This is a genomic window from Acetonema longum DSM 6540, from assembly GCF_000219125.1.
In the GTDB taxonomy this organism is placed as follows: domain Bacteria; phylum Bacillota; class Negativicutes; order Sporomusales; family Acetonemataceae; genus Acetonema; species Acetonema longum.
The window spans coordinates 24735-42539 of record NZ_AFGF01000074.1; the positions used below are offsets into that span (position 1 = coordinate 24735).

The 17805-nt window shown below is 52.8% G+C and carries 15 protein-coding genes and 1 pseudogene; 4 read left to right on the forward strand and 12 right to left on the reverse strand.

Annotated elements, in window-relative coordinates; genetic code table 11:
• Nucleotides 1-165: 165 nt before the first annotated feature.
• The gene (selB, locus tag ALO_RS08810) at nucleotides 166-2046 is read right to left on the reverse strand and encodes a selenocysteine-specific translation elongation factor (RefSeq protein ID WP_004094970.1); all 1881 of its coding nucleotides are present in this window, start codon (nucleotides 2044-2046) and stop codon (nucleotides 166-168) included.
• Nucleotides 2043-3431: an L-seryl-tRNA(Sec) selenium transferase gene (selA, locus tag ALO_RS08815; RefSeq protein ID WP_004094972.1), complete on the reverse strand. Its 1389-nt coding sequence runs from the start codon at nucleotides 3429-3431 to the stop codon at nucleotides 2043-2045. The genes selB and selA overlap by 4 nt, the downstream gene beginning before the upstream one ends.
• Nucleotides 3432-3607: 176 nt before the next feature.
• Here selA and yyaC point away from each other — a divergent pair, with 176 nt between their 5' ends.
• A complete protein-coding gene (yyaC, locus tag ALO_RS08820) occupies nucleotides 3608-4195 on the forward strand; it encodes a spore protease YyaC (RefSeq protein WP_004094974.1) in 588 nt (195 codons plus the stop codon).
• Between the two features lie 59 nt (nucleotides 4196-4254).
• On the opposite strand, the gene ALO_RS08825 is transcribed toward yyaC, so the two are convergent.
• The 10 genes and pseudogenes from ALO_RS08825 to ALO_RS08870 all read right to left on the reverse strand — a co-directional run bounded on the left by ALO_RS08825 (nucleotide 4255) and on the right by ALO_RS08870 (nucleotide 13064).
• Nucleotides 4255-4488 carry a YkuS family protein gene (locus ALO_RS08825; RefSeq protein WP_004094976.1) on the reverse strand — a complete coding sequence of 78 codons (234 nt, stop codon included), beginning with the start codon at nucleotides 4486-4488 and terminating at the stop codon, nucleotides 4255-4257.
• 60 nt (nucleotides 4489-4548) lie between these two features.
• Nucleotides 4549-4974, reverse strand: coding sequence for a bactofilin family protein (locus tag ALO_RS08830; protein WP_004094978.1), 426 nt, complete (start codon nucleotides 4972-4974; stop codon nucleotides 4549-4551).
• A gap of 29 nt (nucleotides 4975-5003) precedes the next feature.
• Nucleotides 5004-6104: a M23 family metallopeptidase gene (locus tag ALO_RS08835; protein WP_004094979.1), complete on the reverse strand. Its 1101-nt coding sequence runs from the start codon at nucleotides 6102-6104 to the stop codon at nucleotides 5004-5006.
• Between the two features lie 140 nt (nucleotides 6105-6244).
• Nucleotides 6245-6760, reverse strand: coding sequence for a DUF4446 family protein (locus ALO_RS08840; RefSeq protein WP_004094980.1), 516 nt, complete (start codon nucleotides 6758-6760; stop codon nucleotides 6245-6247).
• A 64-nt stretch (nucleotides 6761-6824) separates the two neighbouring features.
• Nucleotides 6825-7502 (reverse strand): DUF554 domain-containing protein, encoded by a 678-nt coding sequence (locus tag ALO_RS08845; protein ID WP_004094981.1) that lies wholly within the window; start codon nucleotides 7500-7502, stop codon nucleotides 6825-6827.
• Between the two features lie 4 nt (nucleotides 7503-7506).
• Nucleotides 7507-8649, reverse strand: coding sequence for an aminotransferase class V-fold PLP-dependent enzyme (locus ALO_RS08850; protein WP_004094982.1), 1143 nt, complete (start codon nucleotides 8647-8649; stop codon nucleotides 7507-7509).
• 54 nt (nucleotides 8650-8703) lie between these two features.
• Nucleotides 8704-9927 carry a [FeFe] hydrogenase H-cluster maturation GTPase HydF gene (gene hydF / locus ALO_RS08855; protein ID WP_004094984.1) on the reverse strand — a complete coding sequence of 408 codons (1224 nt, stop codon included), beginning with the start codon at nucleotides 9925-9927 and terminating at the stop codon, nucleotides 8704-8706.
• A gap of 23 nt (nucleotides 9928-9950) precedes the next feature.
• Nucleotides 9951-11341 (reverse strand): annotated as a pseudogene (locus tag ALO_RS23910) (aspartate ammonia-lyase).
• A gap of 57 nt (nucleotides 11342-11398) precedes the next feature.
• Nucleotides 11399-12310 carry a ParB/RepB/Spo0J family partition protein gene (locus tag ALO_RS08865; protein WP_004094991.1) on the reverse strand — a complete coding sequence of 304 codons (912 nt, stop codon included), beginning with the start codon at nucleotides 12308-12310 and terminating at the stop codon, nucleotides 11399-11401.
• Complete coding sequence (locus tag ALO_RS08870) at nucleotides 12303-13064, reverse strand: ParA family protein (protein ID WP_139025357.1); 762 nt, start codon at nucleotides 13062-13064, stop codon at nucleotides 12303-12305. Before ALO_RS08870 ends, ALO_RS08865 begins: the two co-directional genes overlap by 8 nt.
• 359 nt (nucleotides 13065-13423) lie before the next feature.
• Between ALO_RS08870 and ALO_RS08875 the strand changes: the two genes are divergently transcribed.
• From ALO_RS08875 to ALO_RS08885, 3 genes are all read left to right on the forward strand, one after another.
• Nucleotides 13424-14125: a hypothetical protein gene (locus tag ALO_RS08875; protein ID WP_004094993.1), complete on the forward strand. Its 702-nt coding sequence runs from the start codon at nucleotides 13424-13426 to the stop codon at nucleotides 14123-14125.
• 119 nt (nucleotides 14126-14244) lie between these two features.
• Nucleotides 14245-16644 (forward strand): homocysteine S-methyltransferase family protein, encoded by a 2400-nt coding sequence (locus ALO_RS08880; RefSeq protein WP_004094995.1) that lies wholly within the window; start codon nucleotides 14245-14247, stop codon nucleotides 16642-16644.
• A gap of 95 nt (nucleotides 16645-16739) precedes the next feature.
• Nucleotides 16740-17768 (forward strand): threonine aldolase family protein, encoded by a 1029-nt coding sequence (locus ALO_RS08885; protein ID WP_004095000.1) that lies wholly within the window; start codon nucleotides 16740-16742, stop codon nucleotides 17766-17768.
• Nucleotides 17769-17805: the final 37 nt, after the last annotated feature.

Here is a 17805-nt window from a genome sequence, read left to right on the forward strand (position 1 = left end):
TGTAGTGCAGCACTGCACCTGTGCCGCTCGGACCAGACCGCCAGACGGCGCGGAACCCTAGGCACTCTCCTTTAACAAACTTTTGTCCATCATAAAAAAACTGAGATGTTAAATTTATTATAGGAGTGAATTGTTATGCTGTCAATATGCATATGTAAATATAGTTTATTCTGAAACTTTAAGTGTTTTCGGGCCTAAGCGGCGTATATCGCCATCACGGATTGTATATTTATGCATGTCGCAATACTCCAAAACAGGCACGGCCATTTTCCGGGAAGTCTGCAGCATATCGCGGAATTCGGCCACTGTGATTCCTCCCTTTTCCTGTATGCATCTCTGGATAAGATCAACAATGTACTGAATTGTTTTACTGTATACACACAAGTCGCCTACCCGGATCAAAGCTCCCTGTCTGATTAACTGTTCATACATTACTTCAGCCTTATGGCCCGGCAAAGCAAAAATCGCCTCAATCCGGCTGACGTCGATATGATCCAGTTTGGTAGCATCCATGGCTTGGGCCAGCTGCTCAGCGGTATTTTTTTGCCAGCAGCCGTGCCTGGAAGCGTGACTCTCCAGGGCAACGACTGCACCGCCGGTTTTGATCCGGCCGGCTGTTTCCCAGGAGTGCAGCAGACTGGCATATTCTTTCTCGCCTATTTGCAGTTTCTGCCGTAATCCTTCCCGTTCCATCCCGGCTTTTTCCGGTTGGATCCGGTGAAAATCCTGCAATATTTCCCGGGCAACAGACCATAACCGATCATACAGCGAGATACTGAAGATAAAGGAATCCAACCGCATCACCTTATTCGCTTTAAGCAAGCCTTCCAGAGCAGTGTCGAAGGAAGCGGCGCTCAGATAACCGGTCCGGCGCAATAATTCCCCGGTTGAAAGGGGCTGCAGCTCATCTAAAATCACAGCCTGTAAAATTCCCTGACTATCGCCTCGTTTCAGGGCTGTTGCCAAATCCCGCCGGGCCGGACTGATACGGCGGGAAAGGCGTCCGGGCGCAAGGAGCATAACGCCCCCCAGCAGTTTTTGCGGCGAATACAGCCGCAAAATGCCCCTGTCGCCGGCTGTCGCCGACAGGGCCTGCTCCAGCACCAGCTGCATAAAGTTAAAGGTTTCCCCCTTGTTCCGGTACAAACGGCCGATATATTCACCTGTTCCCAGATGCAGGCGCACCCTGATGCCGTTAGCGGGTTCTTCCCGCCAGATCAGGAAAGCATCCCAACGATTGCTGACCTGGCTACAGTCCGCCTGGCTTAACAGCATACCCCTGGCGACTTCCTCCTGTTCCGCTCCGGCCAGATTCAGCGCTGCCCTTTGACCGGCATAGATACGCGCCACTTTCCGGTCATGCCATTCCAACCCCCGCACCCGTACCTCCTGCCCCTGAGGATACAAGGCAAGACTGTCGCCTGAGGATACAGAACCGGTCAAAGCCGATCCCGTAACTACCAGACCGTGGCCTTTCACATTGAACACCCGGTCAATCCACATGCGGAAAGGCCCTCGCCGGTCCCGGGCCGGAACCGTTTCAGACAGCTGGCGCAAAGCCGCCAGCAATTCCTGGATGCCCTGGCCGGTAGCAGCCGAAACCCGGCATATGGGCGCCTGGGCGAGAAAAGTATGCTGCACTTCGGTCCGGATCTCGGCTTCCACCAACTCCAGCCAGTCAGGTTCCACTTTATCGATCTTATTTAAAGCGATCAGACCGTGACGGATACCATACAGCTCCAGCATGGCCAAATGCTCCCGGGTTTGGGGCATTACCCCTTCGTCCGCCGCCACCACCAGCATGGCCAGATCAATGCTGCCAGTGCCGGCCAGCATATTTTTCAAAAACCGTTCATGTCCGGGCACGTCTACGATACCGGCCGCTAAGTCCTCCGCCAGAGGCAGGAAAGCAAAGCCCAAGTCAATCGAAATGCCCCGTTCTTTTTCCTCTTTCAGCCGGTCTGTTTCCTGGCCGGTCAGAGCTTTGATCAGCGCGGTTTTACCATGATCTACGTGGCCTGCTGTGCCGATAATCAGGTATTTCATACCTGTTCTCCCTTCACGATTTTGCCGCAGATCGCTGCAAGCGTCACCAGGTCCGGCTCATCCAGGCAGCGGACATCAAAAATAACCGCGTCATCCTCAATCCGGACGATAACCGGAACAGAGCCTAACCGCAGCCTGGTTTCCAGCTTCTGAGCGCTCTGAGTCCAACGAACCTGAACCCCCCAGCCGGCTATTTCCACGCCGGGAAAAGAGCCGCCCCCCACCTGGGAAGTCAGGGCCAGGACCTGGACATGCCAGCCGTATTGCCGCAGATCATCAAACAAGGCGGCCAGCCTGTGAGCCTTTGCCTCCAGCTGCTGGGGAAACTGATGCAGCATAGACAGAACCGGCACCTGCTCCAGGGGATTTCCCATCTCATAATCCAGCAGCGTGCCTTCTAACGCCGCCAGCGTCAGTTTGTCCACCCGCAGAGCCCGCAGCAGGGGATGACTTTTCATGGGAGCCAGCCAGCGTTTTTGGCCCAGGATAATACCGGCCTGGCCTCCTCCCAGCAGCTTATCGCCGCTGGCCGTCACAATGTCCATGCCGGCTGCCAGCCGCTGACGCAAAGACGGCTCTTGCCAGTCCCCCAGCTTGAGGGGCAGCAGAGTGCCGCTGCCGGCATCCTCAATCAGGGGGAAGTCGTGTGCTCTCGCCAAGCGGGATAATTCCTCGTCTTCCGGCTGTTCCACAAAGCCGATGATCCGGAAGTTGCTGGTGTGCACTTTCAGAATGGCGCCGGTATCGGGAGTAATGGCCTTGTGATAATCAGACAGCCGGGTCTTGTTGGTAGTCCCCACCTCTACCAGCTTAGCGCCGCTTTGAGCCAGCACCGCCGGTATTCGAAAGGACCCGCCGATCTCCACCAGCTGTCCCCGGCTGACAATGACCTCCCGGCCGGGAACAATCGCAGACAATACCAACAATACCGCAGCGGCATTGTTATTAACAACCAGAGCATCTTCCGCCCCGGTCAGGCGGCAGAGTCGCTGCGCCACATGGTCATAGCGGCTGCCCCGTTTACCGGCTGCGGCGTTATATTCCAGAGTGCTGTAGCCGTCCATTACCTCTTCCACTCTGGTTCTGGCCTGCCGGCTCAAAGGCGCCCGGCCTAAATTCGTATGCAGAATCGTCCCTGTGGCATTGATCACTTTGCGTAATCCGGGAGAAGCCATTTGGTCCAGCCGCTTTACGGCTGCCGCCAGAATCCCTGCCGGCGTCGGGTCGATCTCCCGGCCGGTTCTGATTTGCTCCCGGAGATGTTCCAGGGTTTCCCTCAGGACATCCGCCAGCAAACTGCGCGGGTATGCGGCTGCTTCCGGCTGTTCCTGAAAATGATGCAGCAATTTGTCGATAGACGGTAATACTCGGAATGTCTGGCTCATGACCTGCCCCTCCGCAACTGCCGAATCCATGGCAATCTTTCCCTTATATATTACGGGTCTCGGACGTAATCTCCTTTTTTTCTTTTGCCCTTTCGCTTGTCCGGTCAGGTATAAAATACCCGGCATGTACCTATAATATAATAGACTGAACCGGATAGGGGTATAAGATGAAACCAATGAATCTATTGCGTGAAATCCCGGAAGAAGCGCCCAAGGAAATGAAATACAATATCAATCAGCCCGGCACGGTGTATGATGTGGCGACAGCCACCCGTTACCTGATCAGGGATGCCAAGTCCTTTAATCAGGACATTATCGTGGTCTGTATCGGTACTGACCGTTCCACCGGCGATGCCCTGGGGCCTCTCGCCGGGTCCAAACTCCGCTCGATCAATATGTTTCAGCATGTCTACGGCACCCTGGATGAACCGGTGCATGCCACTAATCTGGTGGACAAAATTGACGAAATCAAAGCGAAATCCCCGCATTCTTTCCTGATCGCAGTGGATGCCTGCCTGGGAAAGTTAGAAAATGTAGGATGCGTGTCCCTGGGCAAAGGATCAATCAAGCCCGGCGCCGCCGTAAAAAAAGAGCTGCCCTCGGTCGGTGACGCTTATATCACCGGCGTGGTCAATGTGGGCGGGTTTATGGAGCATTTGGTATTGCAGAGCACCCGCCTCAGTTTGGTTATGAAAATGGCGGATACCATCGCGTATGGGTTATCTTTTGCGCTGTATGCAGGTCAAAAAAATTCTACACAATAGCGACACACATAAAAAGCGCCGGCCTTCTGGCCGGCATAGGACCGTGTAGGAGCAGGCCGTTATATTTTGTCGGCCAGCTCAGTCGCCACCTGTTCCGGGGTAAGGCCGGCGGCGTTTACCAGGACGGTGTTTTCCGCCGATCTGGCGCTATAAGTCGCGCCGGATCTTTCTCCGGTGTAGACGGTCGCCTCTACCGGCCGAAAACATTGACCCATGTCCACTACTTCGTAGCCGCAGTTTTTCAGATGGGCCTTTACCTCATTAAGGCCGGTTTCAACTGAGATCAACCTCATAAAAAAACACCTCCGCACAATTAGTGTGTGTAGAGGTGTTTTCATTATACCGGTTAAAAACTATCCCTCGACCAGAGGCGTCTGATCGAATTTCATGTCTTTTACACGGCTTTCATCTTCACGCCGCATTTGGCAGTTGCCTTTGAAGATGGCGCCTTCGCCGATGATTAAAACGCCGACTTGAATGTCGCCTTCCACTTTCGCGGTCGCAGTCAATTCCAATTTTTCGGTAATATCCATATTGCCGGTAATCATACCAGCAACGGTTACATTCCGAGCCGTAACCTGCACTTTCGCATTACCGGTTTGGCCGATAATCACATCGCTGGTGGTGGTGATTTCACCTTCACATTGTCCATCTATTCGAATGCCGCTGTTGGAGGTAATCACGCCTTTAAACAAAGTATCCTTGCCGATAATAGTTTCTATTTGATCATTGACAACAGTGGCGCCGTTAATACCTGAGGCTTTTTTGCTACCAAACATTATTTTCTCCCCTTACTACTTACTATGTATTACAGAAAATTAGCTGGATTCACGGCAGTGTCATTAACTCGGACTTCATAGTGAACATGCGGTCCTGTACTGTTTCCCGTACTACCCATATAAGCGATTAGCTGTCCTTTTTTTACATACTGTCCTACTGAAACTGCAAGTTCGGAATTATGACCGTAGATGGTATTGATACCGTGACCGTGCCGGATTTCAACGGCTTTGCCGTATCCGCCTATCCAGCCGCTGTAGATGACTTCGCCATCAGCGGCCGCCACAACCGGCGACCCGTAATCATTGGCGATATCAATGCCTGGATGAAAATCACTGCCCATCCCCCAGGGCGATTGTCTCCAACCGAAACGAGAGGTAACGACTCCGTCATCATTCGGCCAAATCGAAGGGGTAACGGCCAGTTGGGCATTCAGTTCGATCAAGGCTAACTTTAATTCCGCTAAACTTTTCTCCCGCATTTCAGCAACATTTTGCAAAGTGTCCAAAGCCGAACCGATCTCACTTGCCTGAGCATGTATAGCTGGCCCGCCCTGCCCATCATGTCCGGACGAGGTCGGCCTAATCGCACCGGAACGCGATGCCTTTAGCTCATCCGAGTTCAATATTTTCTCCCGTACATTAGCAACATCTTGCAAAGTATCCGAGGCCGAGCCGATCACACTTGTCTGAGCCTGTATGACCGGCCCGCCCTGCCCATCATGCCCGGGGAGGTTCGGTCTAGTCACGCCGGAACGCGATGCCTTTAGCTCATCCGAGTTCAATATCTTGCGAATTTCGCTGTCCAACACATTCAGCCGGGTCATGTCCTGTTGAAGTTTAGCCGTCTTACCCGCTAACTGTTCAATTTGTTCGTTCTGGGAGCTGTTGACTTCACGCAAATGTTTGAGTTCACTTTTATCGGCATTGGCCGTCTTGACAGTATGCCGATAGTTGATGATTGCGCCTGTCATGAGAATGGTGACAACACACACGGTTGCGACAGAATACTTGATCGCTTTAACGGGAATGCGAATCTTTACGACTGCTTCACCTTGATGCGGAACCAGCATCAGAGTGTATTCCCGGTTATCCGGCTTAGCGAATTTCCCCGCCTGCTTGTCGCGAGACAACCTTGAAGTTGCACCCTCCCAAAGCTTGCAAAACTTCCCAAACTTTGGGGTTTTGCCCTCCATTGAATCACCACCTTTTGACATATAGCTTTATAAATAGACACTATACACTTCGCTGATCAGGAAAAAAATCCTGCTGCTTATTTTGAATTATTTTCTTGCGCTTTTGCCAGAACTTCCTTTTCTTCCTCGGTCAAAAAGTAGGTGGATTGACCGTTGAGGACCGGTTTGGCATATACGCGGGAATCATTGCGCCCATAAATACTGGAAAGAACCACACCGTTTTTATGATCATCCAGCATAGCCAGGGAGAAGCTAAGGTCACTGCCGGTATTATCGAAAGCATTGAACCGGGTCAGCACAACCTTTTGGGTGCAGGTCTGGAGAACAGTATCCAGACGGCGGGCCTCGGTGACTAGAGCTGTCACCTTTTCCTTAAGAGTATAGACTTCTTTGATATGCCCCTGGAGCATTTTTTCCATGCTGACTCCATCCATGCCTTTCATCAGCTTTTTATAGCGCCAGGATATCCGAATCAGCTGAATGGATACGCCCAATAAAATAATTAAAAAAATCGCCAGAATAATTGCCAGGCCGGTTACCGCTTGGGTGGGGTTGTCCATAACAAACTGAGATAGTTGCGTCAAAAGCTCCATAGAAGTATCCACCTTTCATCCTTTTAAGTTTTTCGTCTCGGCAGGGTAGGCCTTTCAACGGCCCTTAATGCCATATAGAAGCAATAACAGCAGCAAATAAAATTGCCGGCACTAAATTAGCAACCCGAATCGATTTGATTTCTAACATAGTCAGACTAAGGCCGACAATCATCACTCCCCCCACAGATGTCATCTCTCTAATTATATCGTCATAGAGCACTGTGCTCAATAGGCTGGCCAATAAAGTAATACTTCCCTGGTATAAAAAGATGCTGACCGAGGAAAACATCACTCCCCAGCCCATACTGGAGGCAAAGACCACAGCTCCCACGCCGTCAATCATAGATTTGGCGTAGAGAGTGCCGGCATCGCCGGTTAAACCATCTTGAATGGAGCCAACGACAGCCATAGCGCCTACACAATAGACCAGAGTGGAGGCCACGAACCCTTTGGCAAATAAGGCATTATCATTGCCAATCCGCTGGGATAATTTTTCGCCAACCTGATTTAACCGGTGGTCAATCTGCAGCCATTCTCCGGCGATGGAGCCTAAAGCCATACTTACAATTACAATCAGCGCATTTTGTGTCTGCAGTGCCATTTGCAGACCGATCAGACCAACCGACAGGGCCAGCGCCTGCATTACAATTTCCTGATATCGAAACGCTATCCCCCGGCGCAGCATAATCCCCAGGCCTGATCCCACCACTACGGCGGCGGCATTCACGATCGTTCCTGTCATGTGTTTATTCCTCTCCCAGTATACTTTTCATGGCATCAATCGTCTTCTGTATATCTTGTTCTGTATTGAAAAAACCCGGACTGAACCGGACGAGGCCGCTTGTCTGGGTACCCATACGGCGATGAGCCCAGTGGGCGCAGTGCAGTCCTCCCCGGCAGGCAATACCATAGTCAGAGCTTAGCCGGCGGGCCAATCCAGCGGAATCCCAGCCGCTGGCCGTGACGGATACCACGGCCGTTCTGCCGGTTAACCCCCTGGGTCCGTGAATGACGACTCCCGGCAGCTGACTGAGTCCGTCCATGAGCTGTCCGGTCAGCTTCATCTCCCAGTCGCGAATGGTCTCCAGACCGGTTCGGCGGATAAACTCAACGCCGGCTTTTAGGCCGGCTATGCCCGGGGTATTGGATGTGCCGCTTTCCAGCATGTCCGGCATAAAATCCGGCTGCAGGTCTGATTCTGATAAACTGCCGGTACCGCCATACCGCAGCGGAATCAGTTTTGTGCCGGGCCTGACATACAGTCCGGCAATGCCTTGGGGGCCTAATAGTCCTTTATGTCCGCTAAAAGCCAGCAAATCAATCCCCATGGCCTGAACCTGAATCGGTTCCACTCCGCCCGTCTGGGCTGCGTCAACAATGAAAGCAGCACCGGCCTGCCGGGTCAGCCCGCCGATCTCAGCCAGGGGCTGGACCGCACCGGTCACATTGGAACCGTGACAAACCACCACTGCTGAAGTTTTACGGCGTAAAGCCTGCCGCAAACCTTCCAGGGATAATTGCCCTGTCTGATCACAGGACAAGACTTCTACCTGAACCCCTTTATCCGCCAGATAGCGCAGCGGTCTGGCCACGGCATTATGCTCCATGGCTGTGGCCAGTACCCTGTCTCCAGGCTGGAGAAAGCCTAAAAGAGCCGTATTCAAAGCATCCGTGGCATTATAGCAAAATCCGATCTGCGTAGATTCCCCAATGCCAAACAAAGCGGCCAGTTCTTCTCTGGCTTCCATTAAAATCCGCCCGGCTTCCCATGCCCCGCTGTGGCCGCCCCGGCCCGGGCTGCCTGCCACATAACGCAGGCAATGGTCCACAGCCTGATATACCGCTTCCGGTTTAGGCCAGGTAGTAGCCGCATTATCTAAATAAATCATACATCGGTTCCTCCGCAAGGTTAGGCCCAGAGGCCCAAAACAGGACCTGCAGCCTTAGGTTTCAAAAGCCATACCGGCTGAGGGAAATGGCTTTAGGGCCCGGGGAAGGATGCCGTGCACGAAGGCAATCAGTACGCCGTAGTTCACGATAGGCACGCCTTTTTCTCGCGCTATGGACAGGCGGTATAGCATTTCCCGACGGTTTAACATGCAGGCGCCGCAGTGGACGATCAGGCGATAGCGGCTCAAATCTGACGGAAAATCGCCACCGGTGGTCCAATGAAAATCCAAGTCTCCTCCCACCGCCTGCCTTAACCAGCGAGGTATCTTAACTTTGCCGATATCATCGGCTTGCTGGTGATGGGTGCAGCCTTCGGCAATCAGGACTGAATCCCCCGGCTGCAGGGATTCAATAGCTTTAGCGCCGGCTGCCAGGGTATCCAAGTCTCCTTTGTGCCTGGCCATTAAAATCGAGAAGGAAGTCAGCCAAACTTCCGGCGGCGTATCCGCTGCCACTTTGGAAAATTCCTGGGAATCGGTGACCACAATACGCGGGAGTTGTTTCAGATTCGCCAGCGCCACCCGCAATTCCCGTTCCTTGGTCACCACACAATAAGCATCATAGTCCAGAACATCCCGGATGGTCTGGACCTGGGGCAGGATCAGCCGGCCTTTCGGCGCGGCCAGATCAATGGGTACCACCAGGACGACCGTGTCGCCCGGTCGCAGCAGGTCACCGATAACCGGCTGGCCTTCCCAGTGTTCCGGCGCCGCTTGGATCATACGGCGTTTCAAGTCTTCGATGCCTTGGCGGGTGTGGGAGCTGACGGGCAATACCGGCACCCCCAGCTTTTCTTCCCATGGTGTAATAGCCATCGGTTCCGGGGCGTGAAGATCGGCCTTGCTGACTACTGCCACCATAGATATAGACCGCTCCCGTATCGCGGCGGCTAACTCTGTCTCAGGCTGAGCCACACCGGCTGCCGGGTCGATCACCAGGATGGCCAGATCTGTTTTATTCAGGACCTGCCTGGTTCTCTCCACTCGCATACTGCCCAATTCACCGCTGTCGTCGATGCCGGCCGTATCAATGATCATCACCGGTCCGACCGGCAATATCTCCATCGCCTTATACACCGGATCGGTCGTAGTGCCGGGTACATCGGACACCAAAGCAATGTCCTGGTTGGTCAGAGCATTGATCAAACTCGATTTTCCGGCATTGCGCCTGCCGAAGATAGCCACATGCAGTCGGGAGCCTTTAGGGGTTTCATTCATAGACATCATCCCTCTGTCCCAATTTATTTATGACGATGTAACGGTCGGGTCATAGCCTGGGGACGCAAAAGGTTCTGTAATTTTTCTTCACTCAAGCCACTGTATTCCAATGCTGTTTCCTGTATGGTCCGATTATCCCGGTTGGCGATCTGAGCGATCTTTGCCGCCTGGTCATAGCCAATATGGGGCGTCAGAGCGGTAACAGTTATCAAGCTTTGTTCCAGTGTATAGCGGCAATGTTCTGTTCTGGCCTGAATACCTGTAATGCAATCATCACGAAAAACGGAAATTCCCCTGGTCAGTATCTCCATGCTCTGCAACAGATGGTGAGCAATCAGAGGCAGGAAAGCATTCAGTTCCAGTTGTCCGGCCTGAGCCGCCATGGTAATGGCCAGATCTGAGGCCATTACGTGGAAAGCTACTTGATTGACTGCTTCCGGGATCACCGGATTGACTTTCCCCGGCATAATTGATGATCCGCCTTGGCGTTCCGGCAGCAGAATTTCCCCCAGACCGGCCCGGGGGCCTGACGCCATCAGACGCAAGTCGTTAGCGATTTTCGCCAGGTTCACGGCTAATGCCTTTAATAGGCCTGAGACCTCTACAAAGACATCGGCATTTTGGGTAACATCCATCATGTTTTCAGCTTTAGCCATACCCACTCCGGAATACTGGCGTACCCGTTCATTCAGCAGATGAATAAACCGCAGCTCCGCATTCAGTCCCGTTCCCACTGCCGTGCCGCCCAGATTGACCTGCCGCAATCGTTCTTCCACCTTATAGAGGCGCCAGCGATCCCGGGCGATGGCTTGGGCATAGGCGCTAAACTCTTGCCCCAGCATCACCGGCACCGCATCCTGCAGCTGCGTCCGGCCGACTTTGATCACCGACGCAAATTCGGCTTCCTTGCCTTGCAATGCATCCTGAAGCTGAGCACAGGCTTCCTTAAAGGCTGCAGCAGCCAGATGGCAGCCAGGCGCAATGCCGTCGGGTATACATCATTGGTGGATTGCCCCAAATTTACATGGTCCAGCGGATGAACCAACTGATAGTCGCCTTTTTTTCCGCCCAACAGTTCACAGGCACGGTTCGCCAGGACCTCGTTGACATTCATATGACTGGAAGTACCGGCGCCGCCCTGAAGGGCATCGACAATAAAGTGATCGCCCCACTTCCCGGCCATCACTTCATCTGCGGCCCTGACAATAGCCTGGGCCGTAGTCGGAGGTAAATAGCCAAGTTCCCCATTCACTTCGGCGGCAGCTTTCTTAATCAGGGCAATTGCTTGTATCAAATTGTCATGGGTTTTCATGCCGGATAACGGAAAATTTTCGCTGGCCCGTAAGGTATGAATGCCATAATAGGCCTGATCCGGCACATCCCTGGTCCCCAGCGAATCACGTTCCTGTCGCATCGTTTCCATTTTAAAATTTATCTCCTTGCAAATGTTTCACGTGAAACATTTGATGGCCTATACCACCAAGGGACCCTTTACCTTCAGCGGCGCTATCGCCTGTTCAACCGACAGACGTTCAATGATGCGTTCCAATTCTTCACCTGAATAATATTCAATTTCAATTTTACTTTTCATTTTACCAGGTTTGATTCGGACTTGGGTCCCTAGAATCAGTTTCAACCGGTCCTCTGCTTCCACCAAAAAAAATTCCCGCTTTTCCTGAACCTTTTGCTTGGGCTGCCTGGGAGAAGCCGCCATACGTTTTACCAATTCCTCTGCGTCCCGGGCTGACAAATCTTCCTCAATAATCGTCTGGGCAGCCTCCAGTTGAGTTTCAGCATCTTCCAGCCCCAGCAGGGGCCGGGCATGTCCCATAGACAATGTTCCACGTGAAACAAAATCCTGTACTGCCGGCTGCAGATTTAACAGCCGAATCACGTTGGCAATCATGGAGCGGCTGCGGCCAATTTTGCGGGCTACTTCTTCCTGAGTCAGGCCAAACTCTTCGATGAGCCGTTTAAAGGCCATTGCTTCTTCGATCGGGTTCAGGTCTTCCCTCTGCAGATTTTCAATAAGGGCAATTTCAGTCATTTCGGAATCGGTATAGTCCCGGATAATGGCTGGGATCATAGTTAATCCGGCAATTTTAGAAGCCCGCAAGCGGCGTTCTCCCGCTACCAATTCGTATTCATTTAAATTACGGCGCACAACCACCGGCTGCAAAACTCCGTATTGCTGAATGGAATTGGCCAGTTCATTCAGTGCTTCTTGATCAAAAACCCGCCGGGGCTGAAACCGGTTAGGAACAATTTCTCCAATCGGAATTTCTTGTACCGGTTCCTGTTCATTCGATTGGTCTCTCTGGGGTCCCTGGGATCCGGGAAACAAAGCATCAAGCCCTCTTCCCAAACCACGCTGCTTACTCATCGCCTATAACCTCCTTTGCCAAATCAAAGTACACTTCAGCCCCTTTTGACTTACCGTCGTACAGGGTGATGGGTATTCCGTGGCTGGGGGCTTCACTGAGACGTACATTGCGCGGAATAATCGTAGTGTATACCTTATGTTTAAAATGATTTTTTACTTCATCAACCACCTGAATCGACAAATTGGTCCGCGCGTCAAACATGGTCAGGACCACTCCTTCTAAGCTCAGGGATGTATTCAGGTTTTTCTGCACCAAGCTGATGGTATTCATCAACTGGGTTAACCCTTCCAAAGCATAAAATTCACATTGGATCGGAACCAACACCGAATTGGCGGCAGTCAGGGCATTGATCGTTAACAGGCCTAATGAAGGCGGACAATCAATCAGCACATAGTCATATTGATACTTTACTTTATCTACTGCCTTTTTTAACTTGGCTTCCCGGGAAATGACCGAAACCATCTCGATCTCTGCTCCAGCCAGTTGAATGGTGGCAGGCAGCAGCGACAAATTGGGGATTTGAGTAGTAATGGTCATTGAATCAATCGGCTGATCATTCACCAGGGCATCATAAACACAACGTTTAATGTCATTTTTGCTGACTCCCATGCCACTGGTTGAATTTCCTTGGGGGTCAGAGTCTATCAATAATACCTTTTTTCCCAATTCCGCCAGACAGGCGGCAAGATTCACAGCTGTAGTCGTTTTGCCAACGCCGCCTTTTTGATTGGCGACAGCGATCACTTTCACCACAAAAATTCACCTCAATCATCATAATCAACTTTTTATTCCACAATAATAAAACGATTTCCTGCTAAAAATCCAAGAGGCAGGTGCGTTAAGAAGAAAGTAATAAATTAGCCGACAATAAATCATCGAGATATCGCGGCGCAAACTAAAGCGTCTATAAATATAAGGGGCAGAAAATTCGATAGTATTTTATATAAACCCACAGCAAAATCATGGATACCCGGACAAATTATAGTATGGAATGAATCACTTGACAGAGACCGAATGGTATGGTAGTTTTTATGCAACTATAAAATTCCCTTCTTATAGGCTGTACCTGCGGTCATCCAGTTCTACCGTTGAAAAAATAAGGAGATTATAGAATGGAAATCATCCGCCCTCCTTTAACCCATATTCGGGAAGATGAGTTGCTGCGCTATGCTGGCGTCAGAGATCACTCCTTTTCTCCGGCCATGATCAAAACCGCTGTGCAGGAAGTCCTGTGCCTGGCTCAACCCCAAGGCGTATGGCGCTTATATCCCTACCGGGCTGACTGCGGCCTCCTTTGCGGCGACCCAGCGTTAAAACTGGAAGGAGAAGGGATCCGGAATCACCTCAGCCAGGCTGTGCAGGCAGCGATCCTGGCGGCAACCATTGGCGAAGAAGTGGAAAAAGCAATTAGCCACCGATTCCAGCGGGGAGAGTATACAGCGGCTCTCCTCCTGGATGCTGCTGCCACTACTGCTGTGGAACAAACGGTTGACAGCCTGAACCGACTGATTGACAAGCAGGGTCGGGTTAAAGGCTATCAGCTTACCTCCCGGTTTAGTCCGGGCTACGGAAACTGGTCCGTCACTGTCCAGCCAAAAATCCTCACCCTGTGTCAGGGCAGTGCCATTGGCATACGGACCACTGAAAGTCATATGCTGATTCCGCGCAAATCTGTCACTGCCGTTATTGGCTGGGTTCCTCAGCAGCATGGACCGGAACCGGTTAAACCAACCTCCTCCTGTCAAAGCTGCCATCAGATCCACTGCATCGCCAGAAAAATGCGTGCATCTTCCGACAATGAAAATGGCCAATGACCAATGAAGCCTTTATTGACTTTTTGCTTCACAAACAAAGCAGCTCAGGCAAATCAGCCTCTACTGCTATTTAATCGAAAGTCATTCATTCTGATACAACGAAAGGGGCACGCATCATTATGATTTATTTATTTGACGGCGCTATGGGCACTATGCTGCAGCAGGCAGGCCTTCCGGCAGGAGCTTGCCCGGAGCTTTGGAATCTGGAATATCCTGACCAGATTGCTGCCATTCACCGGCAATATGTTGAGGCCGGCGCCGATATCATCGAAACCAATACCTTTGGCGGAAGCCGCATAAAATTATCCCATTACGGCCTTGAAGGTCAGGTAGCGGCTATTAACCGGGCTGCGGTGCAGGCAGCCCGGCAGGCATGCGGCCCTCATACTAAAGTGGCCGGCTCCGTAGGACCCACCGGCCGGTTCATCGAGCCATTAGGCGACTTGTCCTTCCAGGATGCCTTTAACGCCTTTGCCGAGCAAATCACCGCTCTGGACCAGGCCGGAGCCGATATGATGATCATTGAAACCATTATTGATATTCAGGAAATGCGCGCCGCTCTGCTGGCAGCCAAGTCAGTTTGCCGCAAACCGGTTATCTGCCAGCTGACATTCGAAACTGACGGACGCACCTTCACCGGCACCGACGCCCATACCGCCGCAGTGATCCTGTCGCCCCTTGGTGCCGATGTGATCGGCGCCAATTGTTCCCTGGGCCCGGCCCAGCTGCTTCTCGTCCTGGAAACCCTGGTCAAGGCAACCCATAAACCAATCAGCATTCAACCCAATGCCGGCCTTCCTACCCTGGAGGGAGACCAAACCCATTTTCCCATGGGCCCGGAGGAATTTTCCCACTGGATTCCCAAACTTATTGCCGCCGGGGCTCATTATGTGGGAGGCTGCTGCGGCACTACACCGCAGCATATCAAAGCTGCCCGCGAGGCAATTGATGCCACCGGCGCAACCAGACAATCCCCCCTATTGCCGCAGCCCTCTCCTTACGTGGCATTAGCCAGCCGCAGCAAAACTGTCTATATCGGACAGCAATACCCGACGGTAGTAATCGGCGAACGAATTAACCCCACCGGGCGCAGGAAGCTGGCCGCCGAAATTAAAGAAGGCAGTTTCACAACGGTAAAAAAGGATGCCTTGGGTCAGCTCCAAGCCGGCGCCAGAGTATTGGACGTCAATATGGGAGTACCGGGCATTGACCAGGCGGCTGCCATGAAGAAAGCCGTTCAGGAACTCTCGATGCTGGTGGACGCGCCGCTGGCCATCGACACCACTGACCCTCAAGCCCTGGAAGCCGGATTGGCGGCCTTTCCCGGCCGGGCCCTGGTCAACTCGGTCAGCGCCGAGCCAGAAAGGCTGGAACACTTCCTGCCCTTAGCCAAAAAATACGGTGCCGCCATCCTGTGCCTGCCGTTGGCAGCCGGCGGTCTGCCGGCCACAGCCCGGGAACGGGTGGCAATCGCCCAGAACATTGTAGCCGCCGCCTTGGCGGCCGGTCTCTCCGAGAATGACCTGATGCTGGATGCACTGACCCTGACCATCGCCACTGACGGCGAAGCCGCCAGACAAACCCTAGCCACCCTGCAGCTATACCGACAGCACTTTGGCTATCCCACTGTCATGGGTCTCAGCAACATTTCCTACGGACTGCCCCGCCGGGACATGATCAACGCGGCCTTTTGCGCCATGTCCCTTCACGCCGGCCTCGACGCCCCCATCCTCAATCCCTATGACCCACTCATGCAGGATATTCTGGCAACATCAGCCGTACTCCTGGGCCATGATGCCCACGCCCGACAGTTCAGCGCCCGCTATGCCTACACGCCCCCAGGATTTCCCGGTGCTCCCCATGAAATAGATACATCCCATATCCTGGGGAAGATTAAACATTGCGTTATCCAGGGAGAAAAAGAAGCTGTGGCACCTCTGATTGAGCAAGCGATCCAGGAAGGCTATCAGCCTTTGACCATTACCGATGAAGCTTTGACTGTGGCAATGAATGAAGTCGGGCAGGCATTTAGCGCCGGCCGCTCGTTCCTGCCTCATGTCATGCTGTCAGCTGAAACTATGCGCAGCGCTTTTCAGGCCATTAAAACCTATCTGCCGGCCCACTCTGTCCGCAGTTTAGGTAAAGTTGTACTGGCTACCGTAAAAGGCGATATCCACGATCTGGGAAAAAATATTGTAGCCGCTCTTCTGGAAAATAACGGATTCACTGTCATTGATCTCGGCAAAGATGTACCGGCTGATACAATCGTAGCCGCCTGCCGGGAGCATCAGCCCGATATCGTCGGTCTGTGCGCCTTGATGACTACCACCCTGCCGCAAATTGACCATACTATCCGGGAATTAAGAGCGGCCGGCAGCCCGGCACACACCTTCACCATCGTAGGCGGCGCAGTCCTAACCAAAGAATACGCCGCCCAGGCCGGCGCCGACGCTTATGCCGCCAATGGCGTCGTTGCCGTAGAATTATGCAAATCCATGATAGCTTCCCGCCATCTATAGCCTAATGCAATAAAAACACGGCTTCCATGCTTGATGGTTCTGCAGGGAAGCTGTGTTTAGCAATAATCCCGGAAAAAAATTAAAGAGGTGAATCCATGTATAAAGATTTTCGCAGCGATACGGTGACCCAAGCTACACCGGCAATGCGGCGGGCCATGATGGAGGCCGAGGTCGGCGATGACATCCTGGGAGAAGACCCGACAGTCAAGAAGCTGGAGAACATGGCTGCCAGCCTGTTTCAAAAAGAAGCCGCTCTGCTGACTGTGTCCGGGACCATGGCCAATCAGATCGCCATCATGACCGCTACCCGGCCGGGGGAAGAGATCCTCCTGGGGGAAGAATCCCATATGTACAATTTGGAAGTAGGCGGAATAGCGGCTCTCTCCGGCGTCCAGGCCAGAGCCTTAAAAAGCTCCTGCGGCAAATTCGAGGCGGCGGATGTAAGGAAGCTGATCCGTAAACCCGGCATCCAGGCTCCGGTCAGCCGGATGCTGTGCCTGGAAAATACCTATGATCTAAACCGGGGCTATCCCCTATCCCCTGCTTATCAGGCCGAAATGGCCGCGATTGCCCGGCAATACGATATGTTCGTCTATCTGGACGGCGCCCGTATTTTTAATGCCGCCCTGGCTTTGCAGGTCAAGGTCAGTGATTTGGCGCAAAATATCGATGCCCTGCAGTTTTGCCTAACCAAGGGGCTGGCTGCTCCTTTCGGCTCTTTGCTCCTGGGAAGCCGGGAGTTTATCGCCAGGGCCCGCTGGATCAGACAACGGATCGGCGGCGGCATGCGCCAGGCCGGTCATATGGCGGCTGCCGGCCTCGTAGCCTTGGAGACCATGACAGAGCGCCTGCAGCAAGACCATGATAATGCCCGACGCCTGGCAGCCGGACTGTGTGCCATTGACGAGCGACTGACCGATATGGATCTGGTATTGACCAACATTGTGCAGATCGACTTTGCTTCTGTGGGCAAAACGGCACAATTTGTCACCGATGCTCTGCTCACACGAGGCATCAAAATCAAGTTAATCGGCGAAACTACCTGCCGAATGATTGCCCACGCCGGCGTAGGACCGGAGGATGTGGACGAGGCGGTGCAGGCGATTCGGGAAATCATTCGTTAGATTCAATCATTACAGCAAAAAAANANAGNCGACGACG